The sequence below is a fragment of the Rhizobium sp. CF122 genome (assembly GCF_000282035.1).
Classification (GTDB): domain Bacteria; phylum Pseudomonadota; class Alphaproteobacteria; order Rhizobiales; family Rhizobiaceae; genus Rhizobium.
The window spans coordinates 21,651-39,130 of sequence record NZ_AKKA01000010.1 but is presented as its reverse complement, the minus strand read 5'-3'; the positions used below and the strand labels follow the sequence as shown (position 1 = coordinate 39,130).

Below are 17,480 nucleotides of genomic sequence, written 5' to 3'. Positions count from 1 at the left end.
ATGTACCCACGCCGCCTCTCAGAACCGACGGCTCAAAATCTTCGATTTGATCTCCTGGAACTCGGAGTCCGATATAACGCCCGAGGCAAGCAGGGATTTCGCGCTGTTGATCTCGTTTGCGATGGCATCCGTCGGCGACACCTCTGAGGAGCCGCCTGCCGCCTGGAACAGGCCGCCGAGGTTGATAGCGCCTGCGAACGATCGATTCTCTTCAATGCCACGGATACGACGTTTCTCTGCCCAGGCCTGCTCTTGAGATTGAGCGTATTTGTAGACCTCCGCCGCGTCTTTGGGGCTTCCACCGCCAACCCCCAGGCTGCTACCTTCAGGCTCCAGGAACGAGAAGGAAAGCGACGTGCCGAAGAGTGCGGGAAAGATGTTCTCGTCCATCTGAGCGTTGCTGAGGTCTTTCCACTGCTTGTCCAGCATGCGGTAGCCACCCAGAATTTTCCGGCGAACAGAAATCATGCGGCTGGTGGTTATCACGATGGACACACGGCGCCGAAAGAGTGCCATCGCACGGTATTCGATGATGCTCGCCACGACGCTCTCGTCAGGCATCAACATCGCTTCGATCTTCGTCTTGACCTTAGCTTCACGCTTCGCGGCGCCGACGAATACCAAGATGAAGTAGAGCGGAATGAGGCCGCCGGCGACGAACGAGCTGACAGCTAGGATAGCGAGGGCAAAGAGCATAAGGACAAGAAGAAGGATATTCAGAAGACCGCGCATTTCCACTCTCAAAATTCCGAATCAAATCACACAATCAATTGCGACGGTCAGTCATAAAGCGCAATCCCAATAAGAGCTTGTCGCGTCGGGCCGCTTTGTCTCGCCTGTGCAGACGGTCCAGACCTTCCCAAGGCGGTCATAGTAGACAAGGTTCTTGGTATCCTCCCACGGTTCGGTGAGATAGGTCGCCGTCAAAGCTACGAGACCAAGCCCCGATGCATGGGCAGCTTTTGCTCTCTTACTTGCCGTTGTCGAAATCCTTCTGGGCAACGATGCGGGCGACGAAGGCAGCGGCCACCGTCAGGCCCGAGAGAGCGGCGAACGTGCGAGGTGGGATCGGCAGATAGCCGTCAAGGTACGTGAGGGCGAACTCGAGACCGGACAAGGCGCCAGCCAGCAGGACGAGACGAATGCTCCAGGCGCACAAAAGCCCCCGTCGCCATTAAGCGATGAGTTTCATGAAGGGCTCCAGATTGTTGGAAAAGGGAAAGGCCCGCGGAAGCGAGTCTTGCGTCTATTAGTCTGAGGGATCGGTGCGCCAAGTCCTGGAGCAGCACAACTTGGCAGCTCCACGCAGCCGTTCCGGTAATTTTTTCTTAGGTGTCGGGCGGTTCCGGTGGCGGCGGGATTAGCTTCGGCTCTTCCGATGGCCAGGTAGAGTCATCCCAGTCTGGCGGACCAAACGCGATGATGTCATGGTTATTGCCCCACCCACGCTCCTTATAATGGTGCACGCGAACGCCGGGGATTTTGAAGACGATCTCGAGGAGCGTGCTCGGTCTGGTTACAGACAGGCCATAGCTACCCTCAATGAAATCATGCGACTGTCCGCTCTGATAGTCGGCGTAGCCGTATCCCGTCCTGAGGTACCCATCCATAATCACCGCCCACTTATCATCGTCGATGTAGGGCGTGTGATAGTGCAGCTTTGGGGCAAACCGCCCGTGGAATGTCGCGACGATAATGCCTTCGCTTGTCAATTGCCGTGACAGGAAGGTCAGCCACTTCTCGGTGATATCGCGAGATGTGTGGGTAAACAGGCTGCCGATCCAGATCAGATCATACTTGGTATCGAATTCGACAGCCGTCAGATCTTCATGCGAGACAATGGGCCGAGCTCCGAATGCCTTGGCGCAAAACTCAACGCCTTCCTTATCAAGGTCGCAGGCATCGATCGTCGCGTCCGGGAACATCGCCGCGAGGTGACGAAGCACGCGGCCGTGGCCACACGGCATATCGAGGATAGTCCTGACTTCTGTAAGCTGGCTGGCCTGCACCGACGCTATGATGGCTTCCATAGCGGAGGCGCCGACCCAAAAGTAATTGTGGCCGACCATCGTCTCTGTCGGAGACATCGTCGCGTCAACCTTCGAGAAATCGTAGGTCGATAGCATCCTCTTCAGCAAGTCGAAGGACTTCAGTCGCTGTTGCGCGTCGTTCGGGTCTAGTTCAGCCATGTCGCGCTCACAGAAAGGTTGGGAAGGCGCAGAAACCCACAGGCACCGTGTCTACCGGAGACAACCATAGATGTCTATGCGGCCCAGATCCTTTACCGGTATCGGACCCACCGAACATCCATTTTGACGTCCCGCCACCGAGAACGGGGCCAGCCGTATGACTTTCCAGAACATTTCACTTCCTTGTGTAGTAAATGGCCAAAAGCGATAGTTGCATTGCGGCAAAAAATGCTCTTTAACGCCCTCGGTTTTTATTACTCAAAGGCGTTGCATTCGCATGTTCGACGGACTGACCGAATCTGAAGTAAAATTAGTCAACACCGCAATCTTATGGGGCCTTCGTGTAGCCCGCGGCATTATGTATTTCCTTGTTGCCCTGACGCTGATCTCCATGAACACCTATGGGGTAGATCACGCGTTTTTCCTGGCGTTCGTCATCGGCCTTCTTGGTGTCGGATCAGCAACGACACGAGTTAGCCTGATCGCTATCGTCGCCTTACTCGCCATGGTCATCCTTCCGGTGCCAGCAGTCGAAATGATCCGCCACGCGATCTCCAGATCTGCTCTTCCGTGAATCCCATCTCTGCAAAGCCAGTATCCGTCAGTAGCAGGTTGTAGTTGGCGATCAGCCGTCCACCGAGCCCGAGCTCACGATCGGTGCGCTCATAGTTGGCATCCGAGGTCGTCTGCACGAAACCACGGCCGTAAGGGACCTGGCCGCCATTGCGCGCCGGTACACCGTACTTGCGACCCTGTCATTGCCGTACTCGGCGATTAAGATAACTGCGCATTGGAGCGCAGCTCGTCCGCGCTTTTTGCGTCAATTTTACGAACCGCCGATTGTTGCTAAATGTCTCTGCTGCCGATACTTGTATCAAGAAGCGTTTATGGAATAGGAGGGAGCGATGGGATGGATGGACAAGTTCAGGAGGCCTGCGCCTCGGCATGACCAAGATTTGGTGTGGCTAGATAAAGCCACCTTCCAAATAGGTGGCCAGAATATAACCCTTGATTACGAATATGGTGGCAGCAAACGAAAGTCCGCTCGTTCCGATTTCACGATGATGAAGTCTCGCGGTTTTCTTGATAACTACTTGCAGCATAAGGGAGAGGATTTCAGGCGAATATTGGAACTTGGCGTCTACCAAGGCGGCTCGTTCGTTTTTCTCGATCAGGTCTTCAACCCAGAGCGGATCTCTGCTGTCGAACTCTCAGATGTCCCAATACCCGCGCTGGACACATATGTGGCTTCGCGGAATGGAAAGGCGAAAGTCCACTACGGCACCTCTCAAGACAATGTGCAACGCCTTGGGGAAATTATAGCGCAGGACTTCGGCGGCGAGCTGGACCTCGTAGTTGATGACGCGTCACATTTCTATGACCAGACCAAAGCAAGCTTCAAGGTAGCATTCCCGAAACTGCGGCCCGGTGGACTCTATATCGTTGAAGATTGGAGCTGGAGCTTTTTGAACGACTACCAGCAGCAAGACCACCCATGGGCGGAGCATCATTCCCTTGCCAACTTGGCGATCGACCTCATGGAGGAAATGGCGCTGAAACGGACCATAGAAGACGTAGTCATCTCAGCGCACATGCTGAAAGTCAGACGATCGAATGAAGCTGTGACAGGTGTATTTGAAACCGCCAATCGTCGGAACAGACCGTATCAACTTCTCTAAGTTTACGGTGCAGTGGTCTACGGCTTCAAAAGCTCGGTCGCTCGTTCCGTCGAAAGCGATCCAGACAGAAAAGCCTTAAGCGTATCGAAGAACTCGCTATCTGAAGGGACTTCAGTTGCTGCGTTCCACATCCCCTAAGGGGCGCCGGCTGCTGGGCCATGTAGCATCGACATTTTCTGGTTCCGAAGCACTAAGCCGCGTTGCAGCCAACGATAGATCTTTTGAGCAGGCTTGCTGAGCGTTACAACCAGATACTTTTTTTGAGACGACATCGCAATCAAGTCATATAGGCTGCTGTCCATGTGGGGAGTAGCCGAAATGAACTCTGAAGCGCACGACTATGTGCATCAAAGCGACTGGCACAGCATCGCCATGGTGCTGACAATGCCATTGGCCATTGCCGCGGTTTCATTTGGATGTCAGTTCTTTTTGTAGAACGATACGCCTAGGCGACAGGCGACGTACCTTTCGACGCCCAGCCCCTTAGCGCCGATGCGTGATGGGCGGCTCGCGCAGCCTGTTCCGCCGCCGCCGAGTAGAGCGCTGTGACGTTGCGGCTGTAAACAGTTCCCGTCCCGATTTCAGTGATGAAGCCTTGGTAAGCCGCCATGCTTACTCCGGGGGCGGGCCACCTTCACACCGCGAACATACGGTCTAGGATGACTCGAACCGGCGATCCCAGTGTTGCAGAGCTGATGGCGCAGTTGGCGGCCCATGCTGCCGAAATCGCTGCGCTCAAAGCCGAGAAGGAAGCGCTCTCGCAGCGGGTCGTCAAGCTGGAGGAAGAGCTGGCACTGGCAAAGCTCCATCGCTTTGCCCCCCGCAGTGAAAAGCACATTGATCGTCTCCTCAACGAGGCCGAAGAGGCTGCGGTCGAGGATGACAGCGAGGCAGGCGATGTTGTCGAGCTTCCGGACACCGGCCTGCCAGCGGTAGAAGGTCAGACGGGAAAGAAGCGTGGACGCAGACCTCTGCCGGAAGACCTGCCACGCGAGCGCGTCGAATATGACCTCCCCGACGATCAGAAGTCTTGTCCCTGCTGCCAGGGTCAGATGCATCGCATGGGCGAGGCTGTTACCGAGCAGCTCCATATCGAGGTCAAGGCGAAGGTCTTGCAGAATGTGCGGTTCAAGTATGCTTGCCGCCATTGCGACCGCACCGGGATCAACACGCCCGTCGTGATCGCACCGATGCCGACGCAGCCCCTGCCGGGCAGCATCGCTACCGCCTCGACGTTAGCCTTCGCGCTCGTCCACAAGTACGTCGACGGCACACCGCTCTACCGCGTGGCTCAGACATTCGAGCGTGCTGGTGTTCCGATCAGCCGCGGCGCTCTCGCTCACTGGGTGATCGGCTCAAGCGAGAAGCATCTGCACCGCATCTATGATGCGCTGAAACTGCGGATGCGATCGCAGCCTCTCATTCATGGCGATGAGACGACGGTTCAAGTCCTCAAGGAAAAGGACAGGCAAGCCACCAGCACATCGTACATGTGGGCGTATCGCAGCGGCGAGGACAGTGACGAGCCAATCGTATTGCTCGACTATCGGCCGGGGCGCGGCCAGATCCACCCGCAGACCTTCCTTGGTGACTACCGCGGCATATTGCCCATAGACAGCAAGACTCGCCTATTGGCCACCCCCTGCGATGGGGATGCCTGAACCATAGAGTGGCGTGAGGTACTGCAGTTCTGCTTGGAACAGGGAAAGCGTCCCAGTCGTCAACCCAAACAAAGCAGAGACAGCATTTCCATTGTGGGTTTTGAAGCGAAAACCTTGAATGTTGCAGGCTGTAGAGGGGAGGCTGAAAAGGACATTGGAATTATTGCCGGACCCTTCCATAAGCAATCCAGCTCGATCTGCTCCATGCCAAGACGCGAGCTGTCAGGGAATGCAATCTCCAACTGCGGCTGACCGTAGCCCACGATGTACGAGCAATCGAAGTTGAACTGCTGCGTACGTGATAGATATACGAGGTTTTTCGTCTGACGGCGGATGCCACTCGTGTACGTTCCCAACGAAGTCGTGTCCACGTTAATTGTAACGGCGGTTGCGGTGATTGCAGTGATTGTAGCAATTTCCGCCGACGTTCGCGAAGACAGCCTCATCTCCGACCGCGAATTGGTGCCCTGGCATAGTGATCACGCCGCTCGCCGCATTCGTGACGCCAGTGATATCCACGATGTTTTCGTCAACAGGAAGATAGCGGAAGTCGCAATTGATGACCTTGTTGTTGATGAACGAAGTCGGCCCAGACATGACCTACTTCACAGCAGACCTGAAGATGATCGAGGGAGAGGCCGCCCTGATCGCGGTTGCTTCCCAATAAGAGGCCGTTATCGGCGGGGCTAAGCGACGGCTTTCGGCGACTAAGTGCTCACCAGCAGGAGGATGTAGGCGATCACAGTGACCATCAATGCCCGGAACGCGTAGCTCACGCAGCGGTATTTTCCACGCGCTATGGTCGAAAGGATGTCCGCATTCTCGACATACTGCTCGAACAGATAGCCCTTATTGCGTTTCGTTGCCGCCTCGCGAAAATGACTGCGATGCTTGGGCCAAGCTCCCCAGAACAGGGAAGTCGAGGAGTTCAGGTGACGCGGCAGAACCACGAGAATCGCTGAGAGGATAGAAACGATTGACGCCAGTGCCAAAGCGCCAGAGAGAAGTATGCCCTGTGGCGAGCCTTGGGCATAGCGACCCCAGGTAAAGACCTCACGTCCCTCGCTGGACGTTACCAAAAAGGCGAGCATAAAAGTAAAGATATAGGCGGCCTTCTGATCAGAAATTTTGATTTGGTCGTAAAATATGTCATTTATCTTCTTAATGTGGTCAAAATACTCCGAACTCACGTCATCAGTCGAAGGTACGCTGACCAAATAATCCGAGGCATTCTCAAAATCACTCACGCCGCACCCCCGTGCCAAAGTGTTTCCTTGATATTACACCTGCCATGCAAAGCAAGTCTGCCTTTTGATGTCCACTTGACTTTTCAAGTATAGGTAGACAAATCCTTGCGATATGAGGGGTAGATTTGCGAGATACGCGTGCGGGGGCACGGCGATCGTGGTGGCCGCGTTGTGCCTGGCGCAGCCGGCCGTGGCGGAGCCTCTTCGGCGCACGGCGCGGGCTGCAGGCTCGGTCATTGACCGCAAGGCGGGCGAAGAAGTCCGCTTCATCGATCTTTCCAGCTGGCAGAACGTCGCCCTTCATCAAGACCTGCTCGGCGGCGACGTGCTTCGCACCAATGCCAATGGTCAGCTGGCGATCTTGTTTGCAGACCACACACAGGTTCGCCTGGGCCGCAATTCCGCGCTGCAGGTGAAACAGATGGCTGCCGATGGCGACACGGTTCTCAATCTGCAATCCGGCACGATGTGGGCACGCGCGCAGCGCGGCGGTCAGGGACTGACAGTGGAGACGCCGGCAGCAGCCGCCGCCATTCGCGGGACCGACTGGACGCTGACGGTCAAGGGCGACCAGACTTCGCTGATTGTGCTCGAGGGGCGGGTCGAGCTCAAGAACGAGCATGGCAGTGTCGAGGTTGCACAAGGCGAAGCGGCGGTCGCCACGATTGGCCAGGCACCACGCAAGCTGGTCATCGTTGCCCCTGACGATCGCCAGCAGATGCTGTTTTATCTGACACTGCGCAGCGGCTTTACGTTCATGCCCGCTTCGCCGCTGCCGATGCAAAAAATGCGATCCGAACGCAGCCGCATCGAGGCCGAGGCGCCGGAAGCAAGAACGTCAGAGGACTGGCTGACACTTGCCGAAGTACAGATGTCGTTCGATGGGCGTCAGCAAGCGCTCAAGTCGTTGGCGAGAGCTCGGGCACTCAAGCTCTCAGCCAGCCAACGCGCCCGCGCCGATTTGATCGAAGCCCTGATCGCGGGAGCAGAGAAACGCTACGACGATGCGGCAAAACTGTTTTCGCGGGCTGAGCCGGCACTCGATCCTGCGCGCCGCAGCATTGCCGCCTATGGAGGCTACTATTCGCGCTCGCTACGCGATCCCGATCATGTGGAGAAACCGCCAGCGACCATTACCGGTCCCTACGCCGCGGTGATGAAGGCCTATACCGCCGGCTTCCTCGAGGACATTCCCGCCGCCATCAAAATCATGAAAGAGGCGGAAGCGCGTTATCCGAGCGATTCGTCGCTTCCGGCTCTGCGCGCACAGCTTGCCATCTTGATCAACGATCAGGTCCAGATGCGCGAGGCGATTGAGCGTTCGCTTTCGATCGATCCCACGGATCCTGATGGGTTGCAGGCCCGTGCTCGCGTGCGCGCCGACTTCGAGGGAAACCTTGACGGCGCACTTGAAGACCTGAACAACGCCATCAAAGTGGCGCCGGGCTCATCGATGGCATGGAACGATCTCGGTCTGCTTCAGGATGCCCGGGGGGCCAGCCATGAGGCGGAGGCTGCCCTCAAGAAGGCGATTGAACTCGATCCGGACGACCCGATCAGCCACGCCAATCTTGCCATCCTTTATCTTGATCAATCACGCATGAAGGAAGCAAAACGCGAGATCGACCTGGCATTGGCCGCCGATCCAGCCTTTGACGTCGCCCTTCTTGCCCGTGGACGCTACTATCTCCAATCGGGCGAACGGGACAAGGCGATCGAGGACCTTCTCGCCGCATCGACGGCCAATCCGGGCTATTCGCAAGCGCAGCTCATGCTGGCGGCAGGCCATTATGAACGAGGCGATCGGGATCCTTCAAATCAGGCTGTCGAGAATGCCGATCGACTGGACAAGAACGATCCCGTCATCTCGGCATTTCGAACCGCAGTTGCCATTGATGACTACGACGCTGATGGAGCGATCGCAAACGCCCAGGAGTTTTTACGGCGGGCGCGCGCCCGCGGGGGAGATTTCAGTGCACTTGGAGCCAACCAGGATGCCGGCTCCACGCTCAACAACGCCTTTCGTCTGCAGGGGCTCGATGCCTGGGGGCGATATTATGGCGATGCGGTTTTTGATCCGTTCGAAGGCAGCGGCTTTGTGGATCAGGCGCTTAAGGGCAGTATCAATCCGTTCAAGAATGCGATCACCTTCGGCGACAGCGTGATCGAAAACACGAGCAATGCAACGAGCTTTTCGTCGCTTTTTCAAGGACTGCTGCTCGACCCGCACATGTTGTCAGGCCGGTCGAGATCGGCCACGTTGCTGCGCACACCGTTTATTGAAGGCTCTGTTGGCGGCGGCATAAATAGCGTCGGCGGTCACACGGGACGCATTGGTGAGGCCGAGGTCCAGGGCTTTGCCAACCAGACGATACCGATCAGCTTCCTCGGCAATTTCGAGTGGGAGGAAATACCCGCTGAGGGAAGCTATCCCAACTCTGGCAGTTTTTCGACCGAGACCAAACTGCTGAACGCCAACGGATACCTCACGGCCACTCTCACCCCAGAGGATCGCGTGGTCGCGTTCGTCAACCAGACCCGCAGCGATTTTGACCTGAATTCGTTGACGCTCGATCCATCGCCGTCGATCCGGCTGAACGCCGAGCTCTTCATCCCTCTCTTCGGGGTGCCGCTCGCGCCACCGGAACTGCCGCTTTATCGCAGTCAAAGCAACAGCCTTGATAGCCTCAACAGCGGCATAGGATGGAGCCACACCTTCGGCTACCGAAATGTCGTGAACGCGGCGCTTCTTTATTCAGACGTGAAGTCGGAGAGCGCGAGTGACTTCGAATTCGATCAATCACCGATATTCGGGGCCACCACTCCAGACCTGCTGCCGTTCGGACAAACGCGGCAAAGCCTGTCCTCCAAAAGTTACGTTGCCGCCGTCAGCCACAGCCTGGGCACGGACGACGGCCTGACTTGGCGATACGGTATCGAGGCAGGATGGATTGATACTCACAGCAGCACCTTCAACGAGCTTTACGAGCTGGTCCCGGTGTTTGTGCCCGATATCACGGACGGCCCGAACGAAGCGTCCAGTCGAACAAATCTGGCGCGTGCTTACGTAGACCTGCTGCACGAGATTACCCCAGACTTGACGGCAGAGTATGCCCTGCATGCAACGAGACTGGATGGAGATGGTGTTGACGTCAGTCGTCTGGAGCCACGATTGGGTGTCGCGTGGGCTCCGGTCGAGGATCAGTGGCTGCGCGCTGCGTTCATGCGCCAGAGCGTCGAAACAGGCGTACCGACACTTGCCCCGATCGGCATTGTCGGACTGCAGCCAAATCAGATTGCTGTCGGGATGGATGGCTATGTCGATACTGTGGCCTTGCAATGGGATTCCCAATGGACCGATAAGTTCTTCACGTCCATGAGCTATCAGCACCAGGAATTGCATGATCTGACGATCGGGCTGCCGCTGACGGCGCTGCCCGCGATTGATAGCCTACCCCTGGAAAGAGGGAGCATTGATCGGGCAAGCATCACGGCAAATTTTGCGCTGGGGAATGGGTTCGGTCTTTCAGCAACATACGCCCGCATGGAATCGGAAAACAAGGATGAAACAAGCGCCAACTTTGGCGGGGCACTTCCGTTCATTCCGCGCAACTCAGGCCAAGTGGCGCTCACCTGGGTCAATGAAGCAAAGGTGAAAGCGACAATCGCCGCCAATTATATCGGCAAACGAGACGGCGACGACATCGGGACAGAGCTTGATGACTTTTGGACGCTTGATGCCAACATGATTTGGGAACCGTTCGACAAGCGTTTTGCTCTTGAGGTGGCAGCGTTCAACCTGCTCGACAAGGATTTTGAAATAACCCCGGGCGTTCCTGGCTGGGGTCGTGCCGTAAAGGGCACTTTCAAAGTTCGATTCTGATGAACAAGGCCCCGACCCCTGGTCAATCTAGAGAATCTCTCGGCTGGCCATTCAGCAGCCGGAGCCTACGACTGCTTGTCCTCATTCTGGTGACCCTCATCGGAATCTCCCTGCTTTCGCGCCTGCCGGCGTGGCCGCTGCTGGAGCTGAAGTCCTTCGACTATTTGTCGACGGTCGACGACCTGCCGCCGCCGGAGGATGGGCCGGTCATTGTCGCGATCGACGAGCCTTCCCTTGCGGCAATCAATGCGCAGTGGCCTTGGCCGCGCAGCCTGCATGCCGAATTGATCCGACAACTACGAGCAGCCGGCGCAAAGGTGATCGGCCTCGATATCATCATGGCGGAGCCCTCGTCAGTCGAAAACGATGCGGCGATCACTGCTGCAGTGGGCCCGGATGTGATACTTGCTGGCGACGAGACGCTCATCCAGACCCCGCAAGCCGATCAGTTGGTGAGAGCGACCCCACTGCCTCAACTGACGGCAGCCGGTGCTCGCACGGGCATAGCCTCGATCGAGCTTGGTGGGGACGGCGTCTTCCGGACGATTCCCCCTTACGAAGACGGCTTTGCCGTCACGCTTCTGCGGGCTGCCGGCAATGCTGTTGACACGATCCCGTCGAACTCAATGATCCAGACATTCGGCCCGGCGCGTAGCTATCCAACCGTCTCCTACTATCAGGCCCTCGACCCGAAGAACTTCCTTCCTGAGGGCACTTTCAAGGATCGCATTGTCCTGGTCGGCCTCAGCCTCCAGAATGCGCCGGAGATCGACAAGGGGGGCGCTGACGCCTTTGCCACACCGTACACGATGCATACGGGCAAGCTTACCGCTGGCGTCGAAATCCAGGCAACGATCTATGATAATCTTCGCCAGCGGATGTCTATCACCCGCACGGGCAGCGTGCCTTTTGTCGGCTTCGTCCTGCTTGCGGCCGCGCTTGCTGCAGCAACTGTTTGGAAATCCACTGGTTGGCTGACACTATTAGCAACGGTCGTTGCGATCTGCGCATTCGCGCTGCTCTCCTATGCGGGTCTACGCTTCGACCATTTTTTCGTATCTCCGTTAGGGCCGACCGTCGCTTTTGCGTCCGTCGCCTTCGGACAAGCGGCTTTCGACTTTGCGGAGGAGCGCAGGAACAAGCAACGCATTACCCGAGCGTTTTCGCAGTACATTTCGCCCGATCTCGTCAAAAAGCTCTCTGACGATCCTTCGCAACTGAAGCTCGGCGGAGAAAGACGAACGCTGTCGATCCTCTTCTCCGACGTCCGCGGCTTCACGACGATTGCCGAAACGATGAAGGACGATCCGGAAAGGCTGACGGGCTTGATCAACCGACTGCTGACGCCGCTCTCCGATATCGTCATGGATCACGGAGGTACGATCGACAAATACATGGGCGACTGCATCATGGCATTTTGGAACGCTCCGCTCGATGACCCCAAGCACGCGCTCCATGCTGTTCAAGCATCGCTTGCAATGCAGACCGCTATTGGAAAGCTTAACAAGGAGCTTGAAGAGGAGGCCAAAGCAAGCGGCGCACCTCTGCATGTGCTGAAGATGGGCGTTGGCATCAACACGGGTGAATGTGTCGTCGGCAACATGGGGTCGAACCGGCGCTTCGATTATTCGTGTCTCGGCGACTCGGTCAATCTCGCCTCACGGCTTGAAGGAGCATCGAAGAACTACGGGGTGGCTATTCTGCTCGGGGAGGAGACCGCGCGGCTTGTCAGCGGGCGTTACACCGTGGTCGAGCTTGACCGTATTGTCGTAAAGGGCAGAACGGTACCGTCGCCTGTCTATACGATCGTTGAAGATGCTCGGCCCGAGGACCTCGACGTGCACACCGATTTTATCTTGGGGAAATACAATAAAACTTTGGGCGCTCTGGATAATATTTTCGACAGATTGGAAACAGCCATTCCTTCTCTCCGACTTTATTATTCAATCGTGCGGGCAGAACTTTCTCGCTCAACAGATGAATAATTATAAGATCACCCCCGAAGAGACCGCCTCTAGAATAATATCGTTACGCTTGGCAGTAGTGTGCATAGCGTAGTCACTCGCTGGAAAGTTGATTTTTCAGCTTGCCCGATGCATGGTTCTCGCTAAATTAGCCGTGGCGACGGTCCATTCAACGTCAACCATTCCTATCACGGTGACAACGTTCGCTTCCGCGACCTGCATGCCGGCCTGAAGCATAACTTCACTCTGGATTGTGCGTGACAATGCAGGATGCGCCGCAATCGCATTCGTCCTCCTTCCACTCGTTGTGACACGAGGGGCAGTTCTTCAATCTAGACGTTGAACGCGTGTTTTACAATCTGAGGGCTTCATTTCGATTGTCGCAATATGTATCTGGTGGATTGAATTGCCTCATGGTATTCAAGCGCCTCTAGTTTAGAACGTAAGCAAATTTGGAATGCGCAAAATGCGACAAGTGAATGATGAGGAAGCTGTTCTCAATTTGATTGGCGATCGAGTCTGGAATACCGAGCTGGCCTTCCAATACCTCAAGGCTGTCGGCATGGCCGACACAAAGCGCACCGCCGAGCGACGGTTGCATGAGCTGGGCATTCTGCCGGCAGCTCTGATAGCCGAGGATTTGCGGGATGAATTCGGAGAGAAACCCATACAGAGAGTTTTGAATTCCGATTTAGAACGGCAGCGCTCCAAGCGAACACTTGTTCTATTCGTGCAGATTTTCGAGCGAGCGCAGTCCGCGTGCCTGCATGCCAACGACGCCCGAGGATCGCGTATCTGGGTGCCCATGGCAACGCCGGTTAGCTCAGCCGAAGTTGAGACTGCATTGGGAAAACTGCGGAAGCATGTCGGCAAGCCGATCGCGGTCTTTCCGCATGCGGCTGTGACAAGGTTCTGCCGCGAAATCCCTTCCAACGAAGATATAGGTGTCCAGCTGTTGAGCTATTCGTCGCCCCTATCGGCCGCTGCGCCTATTCACGCTGCGTCATCAATGTCCGATCACCTAAAACGGCTTGAGTCCGAGAGCATCTTCATCATCCGAGAAGCCTATGCTGAGGCGCGCAATCCCGTCTTACTATACTCATTGGGAAAAGACAGCTCGGTACTCCTTCATCTGGTGCGCAAGGCTTTCTTTCCAGCGCCGCTTCCATTTCCACTCCTGCACGTGGACACGCGGTGGAAGTTTCGTGAAATGTACCAATTCAGGGACAGTGTCCGGGCGAAAGGCGGCGCAGAGCTTATCGTCCATGTCAACCCCGAGGCGATCGAAAAAGATATTAATCCATTCGATCATGGGGTGGAACTCCACACAGCCATCACGAAAACCGAAGGGCTGAAGCAGGCCCTCGATCTTTATAGGTTCGATATCGTTTTCGGCGGCGCGCGCCGCGACGAAGAGAGATCGAGGGCAAAGGAGCGTGTATTCTCCTTCCGTGCTCGCAATCACGCCTGGGATCCGAAGAACCAGCGGCCGGAAGTCTGGAACCTCTACAATACCCGAAAGCGACCGGACGAAAGCATTCGCGTGTTCCCGCTTTCAAACTGGACCGAGCTCGACATATGGCAATACATCCATGAACAGGCCATTCCCATCGTGCCGCTCTACTTCGCTAAAGAGCGACCGGTCGTGAACCGAAACGGCATGCTTTTGGTCGTCGACGACGATCGCATGCAGCTCTTGCCCAACGAACAAATTTCCGCCCGTAAAGTGCGCTTTCGAACGCTTGGTTGCTACCCGCTGACCGGGGCGATCGAGTCGGACGCATCGACTGTTCCCGAGATAATAGCGGAGTTGTTGCAATCTCGCGCGAGCGAAAGACAAGGACGCCTGATTGATACGAGCTCCGGTTCGAGCATGGAAAAAAAGAAGGCCGAGGGATATTTTTGATGCGCCGCGCAATCCGAAATCCAGCCGCGCCGGCTAGAACGACCCAAGAAGTACTCGAAGCCTTCGACTCTCAACAGCGTTCGCAGGATCTATTGCGCTTTATCACCTGTGGTAGCGTCGATGATGGCAAGAGTACGCTTCTCGGGCGTCTGCTTTGGGAATCGCAGGTCTTGGCGGACGATCAGCTTGACGCGTTGAAGGCGGATTCGAAGCGATACGGAACTCAAGGCGAAAACATCGACTTCGCACTGCTTGTCGACGGCCTGTCGGCCGAGCGCGAACAAGGCATCACCATCGATGTTGCGTACCGATTCTTCTCGACATCACGACGGAAATTTATCGTCGCCGATGCGCCTGGTCACGAGCAGTACACGCGCAACATGGTGACCGCCGCCTCGACAGCGGATTTGGCGATTTTGCTGATGGACGTCCGAAAAGGATTGCTTACGCAAACCAAACGGCACGCTTACCTGGCATCCTTGCTCGGTGTTCGTCATCTGGTGCTGGCGATCAACAAGATGGACACTGTCGAATACGACCGCCAAATTTCATCGCAGCTGTCGGAGGCCATGGCTGACTTTGCAGCGACTCTGAATTTCGAAACATTTATGCCCATTCCGATCAGTGCCTTAAAGGGTGAGAACATAACGCACCGATCATCGAAAATGGCATGGTATGACGGCCCAACGTTGCTGGGGCATCTGGAGACGGTCCACGTGCAGCAGGCTCCCTCAGACCGTTTCATCTTCCCCGTTCAGTGGATCAATCGGCCCGACGCCGGCTTCAGAGGCATCTGTGGAACGCTCTTGGAGGGCATGGCGCGCGTAGGTAGCAAAATAAGAAACACCGCGTCTGGCGAAGTCTCGGAAATCGCCGAGATAGTCACCATGGATGGACGCCAGGCGGAGGCTGCTGAAAGAAGCGCGATTACGCTCTGCCTCGAACGCGATATCGACGTGTCCCGAGGAGATGTGCTTTCGTTGGCCGACAACCCGCTGGAGATGACCGATCATTTCGAAGCGACGATTGTCTGGATGGATCTGGATCCGGGCCTTGTCGGACGGAGTTATGATATCAAGCTGTCCACTCAGTCCGCGACCGCTTCAATTTCCGGCATCAAATATCGTGTCGACATCAATACGCTTGGGCATGAGGCTGCACGGCAGCTAGCATTGAACGACATCGGGGTCTGCAATGTTTCCGTCAGCCGCCCGCTCGTTTTCGATACCTATTCCCGGTCGAAAGCGCTTGGAAGTTTTATCCTAATCGATCGTTTCAGCAACGCGACCGTCGCCGCCGGGATGATTCGGCACAATCTCAGGCGCGCTCAAAATGTCCATCGCCAGGCCTTGTCCATCACCAGGGCCGATCGCGAGCGGCTGAACGGCCACGCCGGCAAGGTGATCTGGTTTACCGGCCTATCGGGATCGGGAAAGTCGACGATCGCCAACGCCCTCGAGCGCGAACTCCATAAGTCCGGCCGCAGAACCTATATTCTCGATGGCGACAATGTGAGACAAGGATTGAACAAGGATCTCGGCTTCACCGACGCCGACCGCGTTGAGAACATACGCCGGATCGCGGAAGTGGCAAAGCTGATGATGGACGCTGGAATTCTAGTCCTGACGGCGTTTATCTCGCCTTTCAAACGTGAACGCCAAATGGCGAAGGAATTGATAGGCGAACAGAATTTCATCGAGGTTTATGTTGATACGCCGCTGCAGGTTTGCGAAGACCGAGACCCCAAGGGCTTGTACCGAAAGGCCCGGAGCGGACAGATTCCGAACATGACGGGCGTAAACAGTCCGTATGAGCCGCCCGAGCAGGCGGAGGTGAAGGTGGATGGTTCCACGCGTGATATCGACGATACCGTCAAGTATCTCCTCGCAATCCTCGACTCCCCCGACCGCAACTGAAGCAGCGCGGATGCGCTCCCGAGATGTTGATGATGTTGTGTTTCAAAACGCCATCCAGTAAAGGCGACGAGTTGATTAACAAATTCGGCTTCGAATGGGCATGAGAGACGACGTTGCCATCTTGATGGGCACTTTTCAGGGAGCGCGATTTCTTCCCGAGCAGTTGGAATCCATTCGCGGCCAAACCTACAGCAGCTGGTCGCTATGGGTTTCGGATGACGGGTCCACCGATACAACGCTCGATCTCGTGCGGTCGTTTGAAAAAAGTGTTCGGTCGCCCGTTCACGTTGTGAACGGGCCTCGTCGGGGTTTCATCCGCAATTTTCTGACGTTAATCTGCAATCCGGCCATTGACGCAGCCTATTACGCTTTTTCTGATCAGGATGACATCTGGCATGCCGATAAGCTGGAACGCGCAGTCGCCTGGTTGAAGGAGCAGCCATCCAGTCTTCCGGCTCTTTATTGTTCGCGAACGCACACGGTGGATGAAAAGGGTGTGTCGACCGGCAATTCTCCGCTTTTCACGCGCGCCCCGTCCTTCTCGAACGCGCTGGTACAAAGCATCGGCGGCGGCAATACGATGGTCATGAACCGCGCGGCGCGCGCGCTTCTGATTGAGGGCGGTGCCGAAGCAGATATTCCAAGCCACGACTGGTGGGCCTATATTCTGGTATCGGGCGCCGGAGGGCGCGTTCGATATGATGCTGAGCCGCGCATCGACTATCGGCAGCATGCGAGCAATATTGTCGGGTCCAATTCCGGTTGGCGAGCTCGGCTTAAACGCGCGCATATGCTGACGCAAAGCCGATTTTTGAAATGGAATGGCCAGCACGTCGGAGCGCTGAGAAGGGTCGAGCATCTCCTGACGCCGGGAAATCAAGCTCTCCTTGCAGACTTTCGTAGGATGAGGACAGAAGCACTTCCTATGCGACTCCGGATACTCTACAGGTCGGGGCTGCATCGGCAGACATTGGCAGGCAACTTTGGTTTGCTTGTAGCTGTAATCCTGAAACAGATTTAGACAATAGGTGTAGG

Annotated in this window: 11 protein-coding genes and 2 pseudogenes; 8 read left to right on the top strand and 5 right to left on the bottom strand. The window is 56.2% G+C overall.

All coding sequences use genetic code 11. From position 1 onward, the window contains the following. Window positions 1-18 precede the first annotated feature (18 nt). The 3 genes and pseudogenes from PMI09_RS02775 to PMI09_RS02765 all read right to left on the bottom strand — a co-directional run bounded on the left by PMI09_RS02775 (window position 19) and on the right by PMI09_RS02765 (window position 2,189). Window positions 19-732 carry an SHOCT domain-containing protein gene (locus PMI09_RS02775; protein WP_007788641.1) on the bottom strand — a complete coding sequence of 238 codons (714 nt, stop codon included), beginning with the start codon at window positions 730-732 and terminating at the stop codon, window positions 19-21. A gap of 238 nt (window positions 733-970) precedes the next feature. Beyond that, window positions 971-1,162: pseudogene (locus PMI09_RS02770) on the bottom strand (DUF7940 domain-containing protein); the annotation flags it as partial. Window positions 1,163-1,328: 166 nt separating this feature from the next. Further along, window positions 1,329-2,189: a class I SAM-dependent methyltransferase gene (locus tag PMI09_RS02765; protein ID WP_007788639.1), complete on the bottom strand. Its 861-nt coding sequence runs from the start codon at window positions 2,187-2,189 to the stop codon at window positions 1,329-1,331. Window positions 2,190-2,466: 277 nt separating this feature from the next. Between PMI09_RS02765 and PMI09_RS02760 the strand changes: the two genes are divergently transcribed. Next, window positions 2,467-2,763, top strand: coding sequence for a hypothetical protein (locus PMI09_RS02760; RefSeq protein WP_007788638.1), 297 nt, complete (start codon window positions 2,467-2,469; stop codon window positions 2,761-2,763). 331 nt (window positions 2,764-3,094) lie between these two features. Next, complete coding sequence (locus PMI09_RS02755) at window positions 3,095-3,868, top strand: class I SAM-dependent methyltransferase (protein ID WP_007788637.1); 774 nt, start codon at window positions 3,095-3,097, stop codon at window positions 3,866-3,868. Window positions 3,869-4,313: 445 nt separating this feature from the next. Here PMI09_RS02755 and PMI09_RS31160 read toward each other — a convergent pair whose 3' ends face one another. Beyond that, complete coding sequence (locus tag PMI09_RS31160) at window positions 4,314-4,478, bottom strand: hypothetical protein (protein ID WP_157213325.1); 165 nt, start codon at window positions 4,476-4,478, stop codon at window positions 4,314-4,316. A gap of 49 nt (window positions 4,479-4,527) precedes the next feature. On the opposite strand from PMI09_RS31160, the pseudogene tnpC reads away from it, so the two are divergent. Continuing rightward, window positions 4,528-5,493, top strand: a pseudogene (tnpC, locus tag PMI09_RS02750) (IS66 family transposase); the annotation flags it as partial. Window positions 5,494-6,236: 743 nt separating this feature from the next. Here tnpC and PMI09_RS02735 read toward each other — a convergent pair. After that, a complete protein-coding gene (locus PMI09_RS02735; protein WP_037081721.1) occupies window positions 6,237-6,776 on the bottom strand; it encodes a Pycsar system effector family protein in 540 nt (179 codons plus the stop codon). A 112-nt stretch (window positions 6,777-6,888) separates the two neighbouring features. Here PMI09_RS02735 and PMI09_RS02730 point away from each other — a divergent pair, with 112 nt between their 5' ends. From PMI09_RS02730 to PMI09_RS02710, 5 genes are all read left to right on the top strand, one after another. Continuing rightward, window positions 6,889-10,659 carry a FecR domain-containing protein gene (locus PMI09_RS02730; protein ID WP_007788626.1) on the top strand — a complete coding sequence of 1,257 codons (3,771 nt, stop codon included), beginning with the start codon at window positions 6,889-6,891 and terminating at the stop codon, window positions 10,657-10,659. Further along, entirely contained in the window at window positions 10,659-12,644 is a 1,986-nt protein-coding gene (locus tag PMI09_RS02725; protein WP_007788624.1) for a CHASE2 domain-containing protein, read from the top strand. The genes PMI09_RS02730 and PMI09_RS02725 overlap by 1 nt, the downstream gene beginning before the upstream one ends. Window positions 12,645-13,545: 901 nt before the next feature. After that, window positions 13,546-14,529, top strand: a complete 984-nt coding sequence (cysD, locus tag PMI09_RS02720; protein WP_443216163.1) for a sulfate adenylyltransferase subunit CysD — start codon at window positions 13,546-13,548, stop codon at window positions 14,527-14,529. Then, window positions 14,529-16,445, top strand: a complete 1,917-nt coding sequence (cysN, locus tag PMI09_RS02715) for a sulfate adenylyltransferase subunit CysN (RefSeq protein WP_007788617.1) — start codon at window positions 14,529-14,531, stop codon at window positions 16,443-16,445. Before cysD ends, cysN begins: the two co-directional genes overlap by 1 nt. Window positions 16,446-16,545: 100 nt before the next feature. After that, the gene (locus PMI09_RS02710; protein WP_202801594.1) at window positions 16,546-17,466 is read left to right on the top strand and encodes a glycosyltransferase family 2 protein; all 921 of its coding nucleotides are present in this window, start codon (window positions 16,546-16,548) and stop codon (window positions 17,464-17,466) included. Window positions 17,467-17,480: the final 14 nt, after the last annotated feature.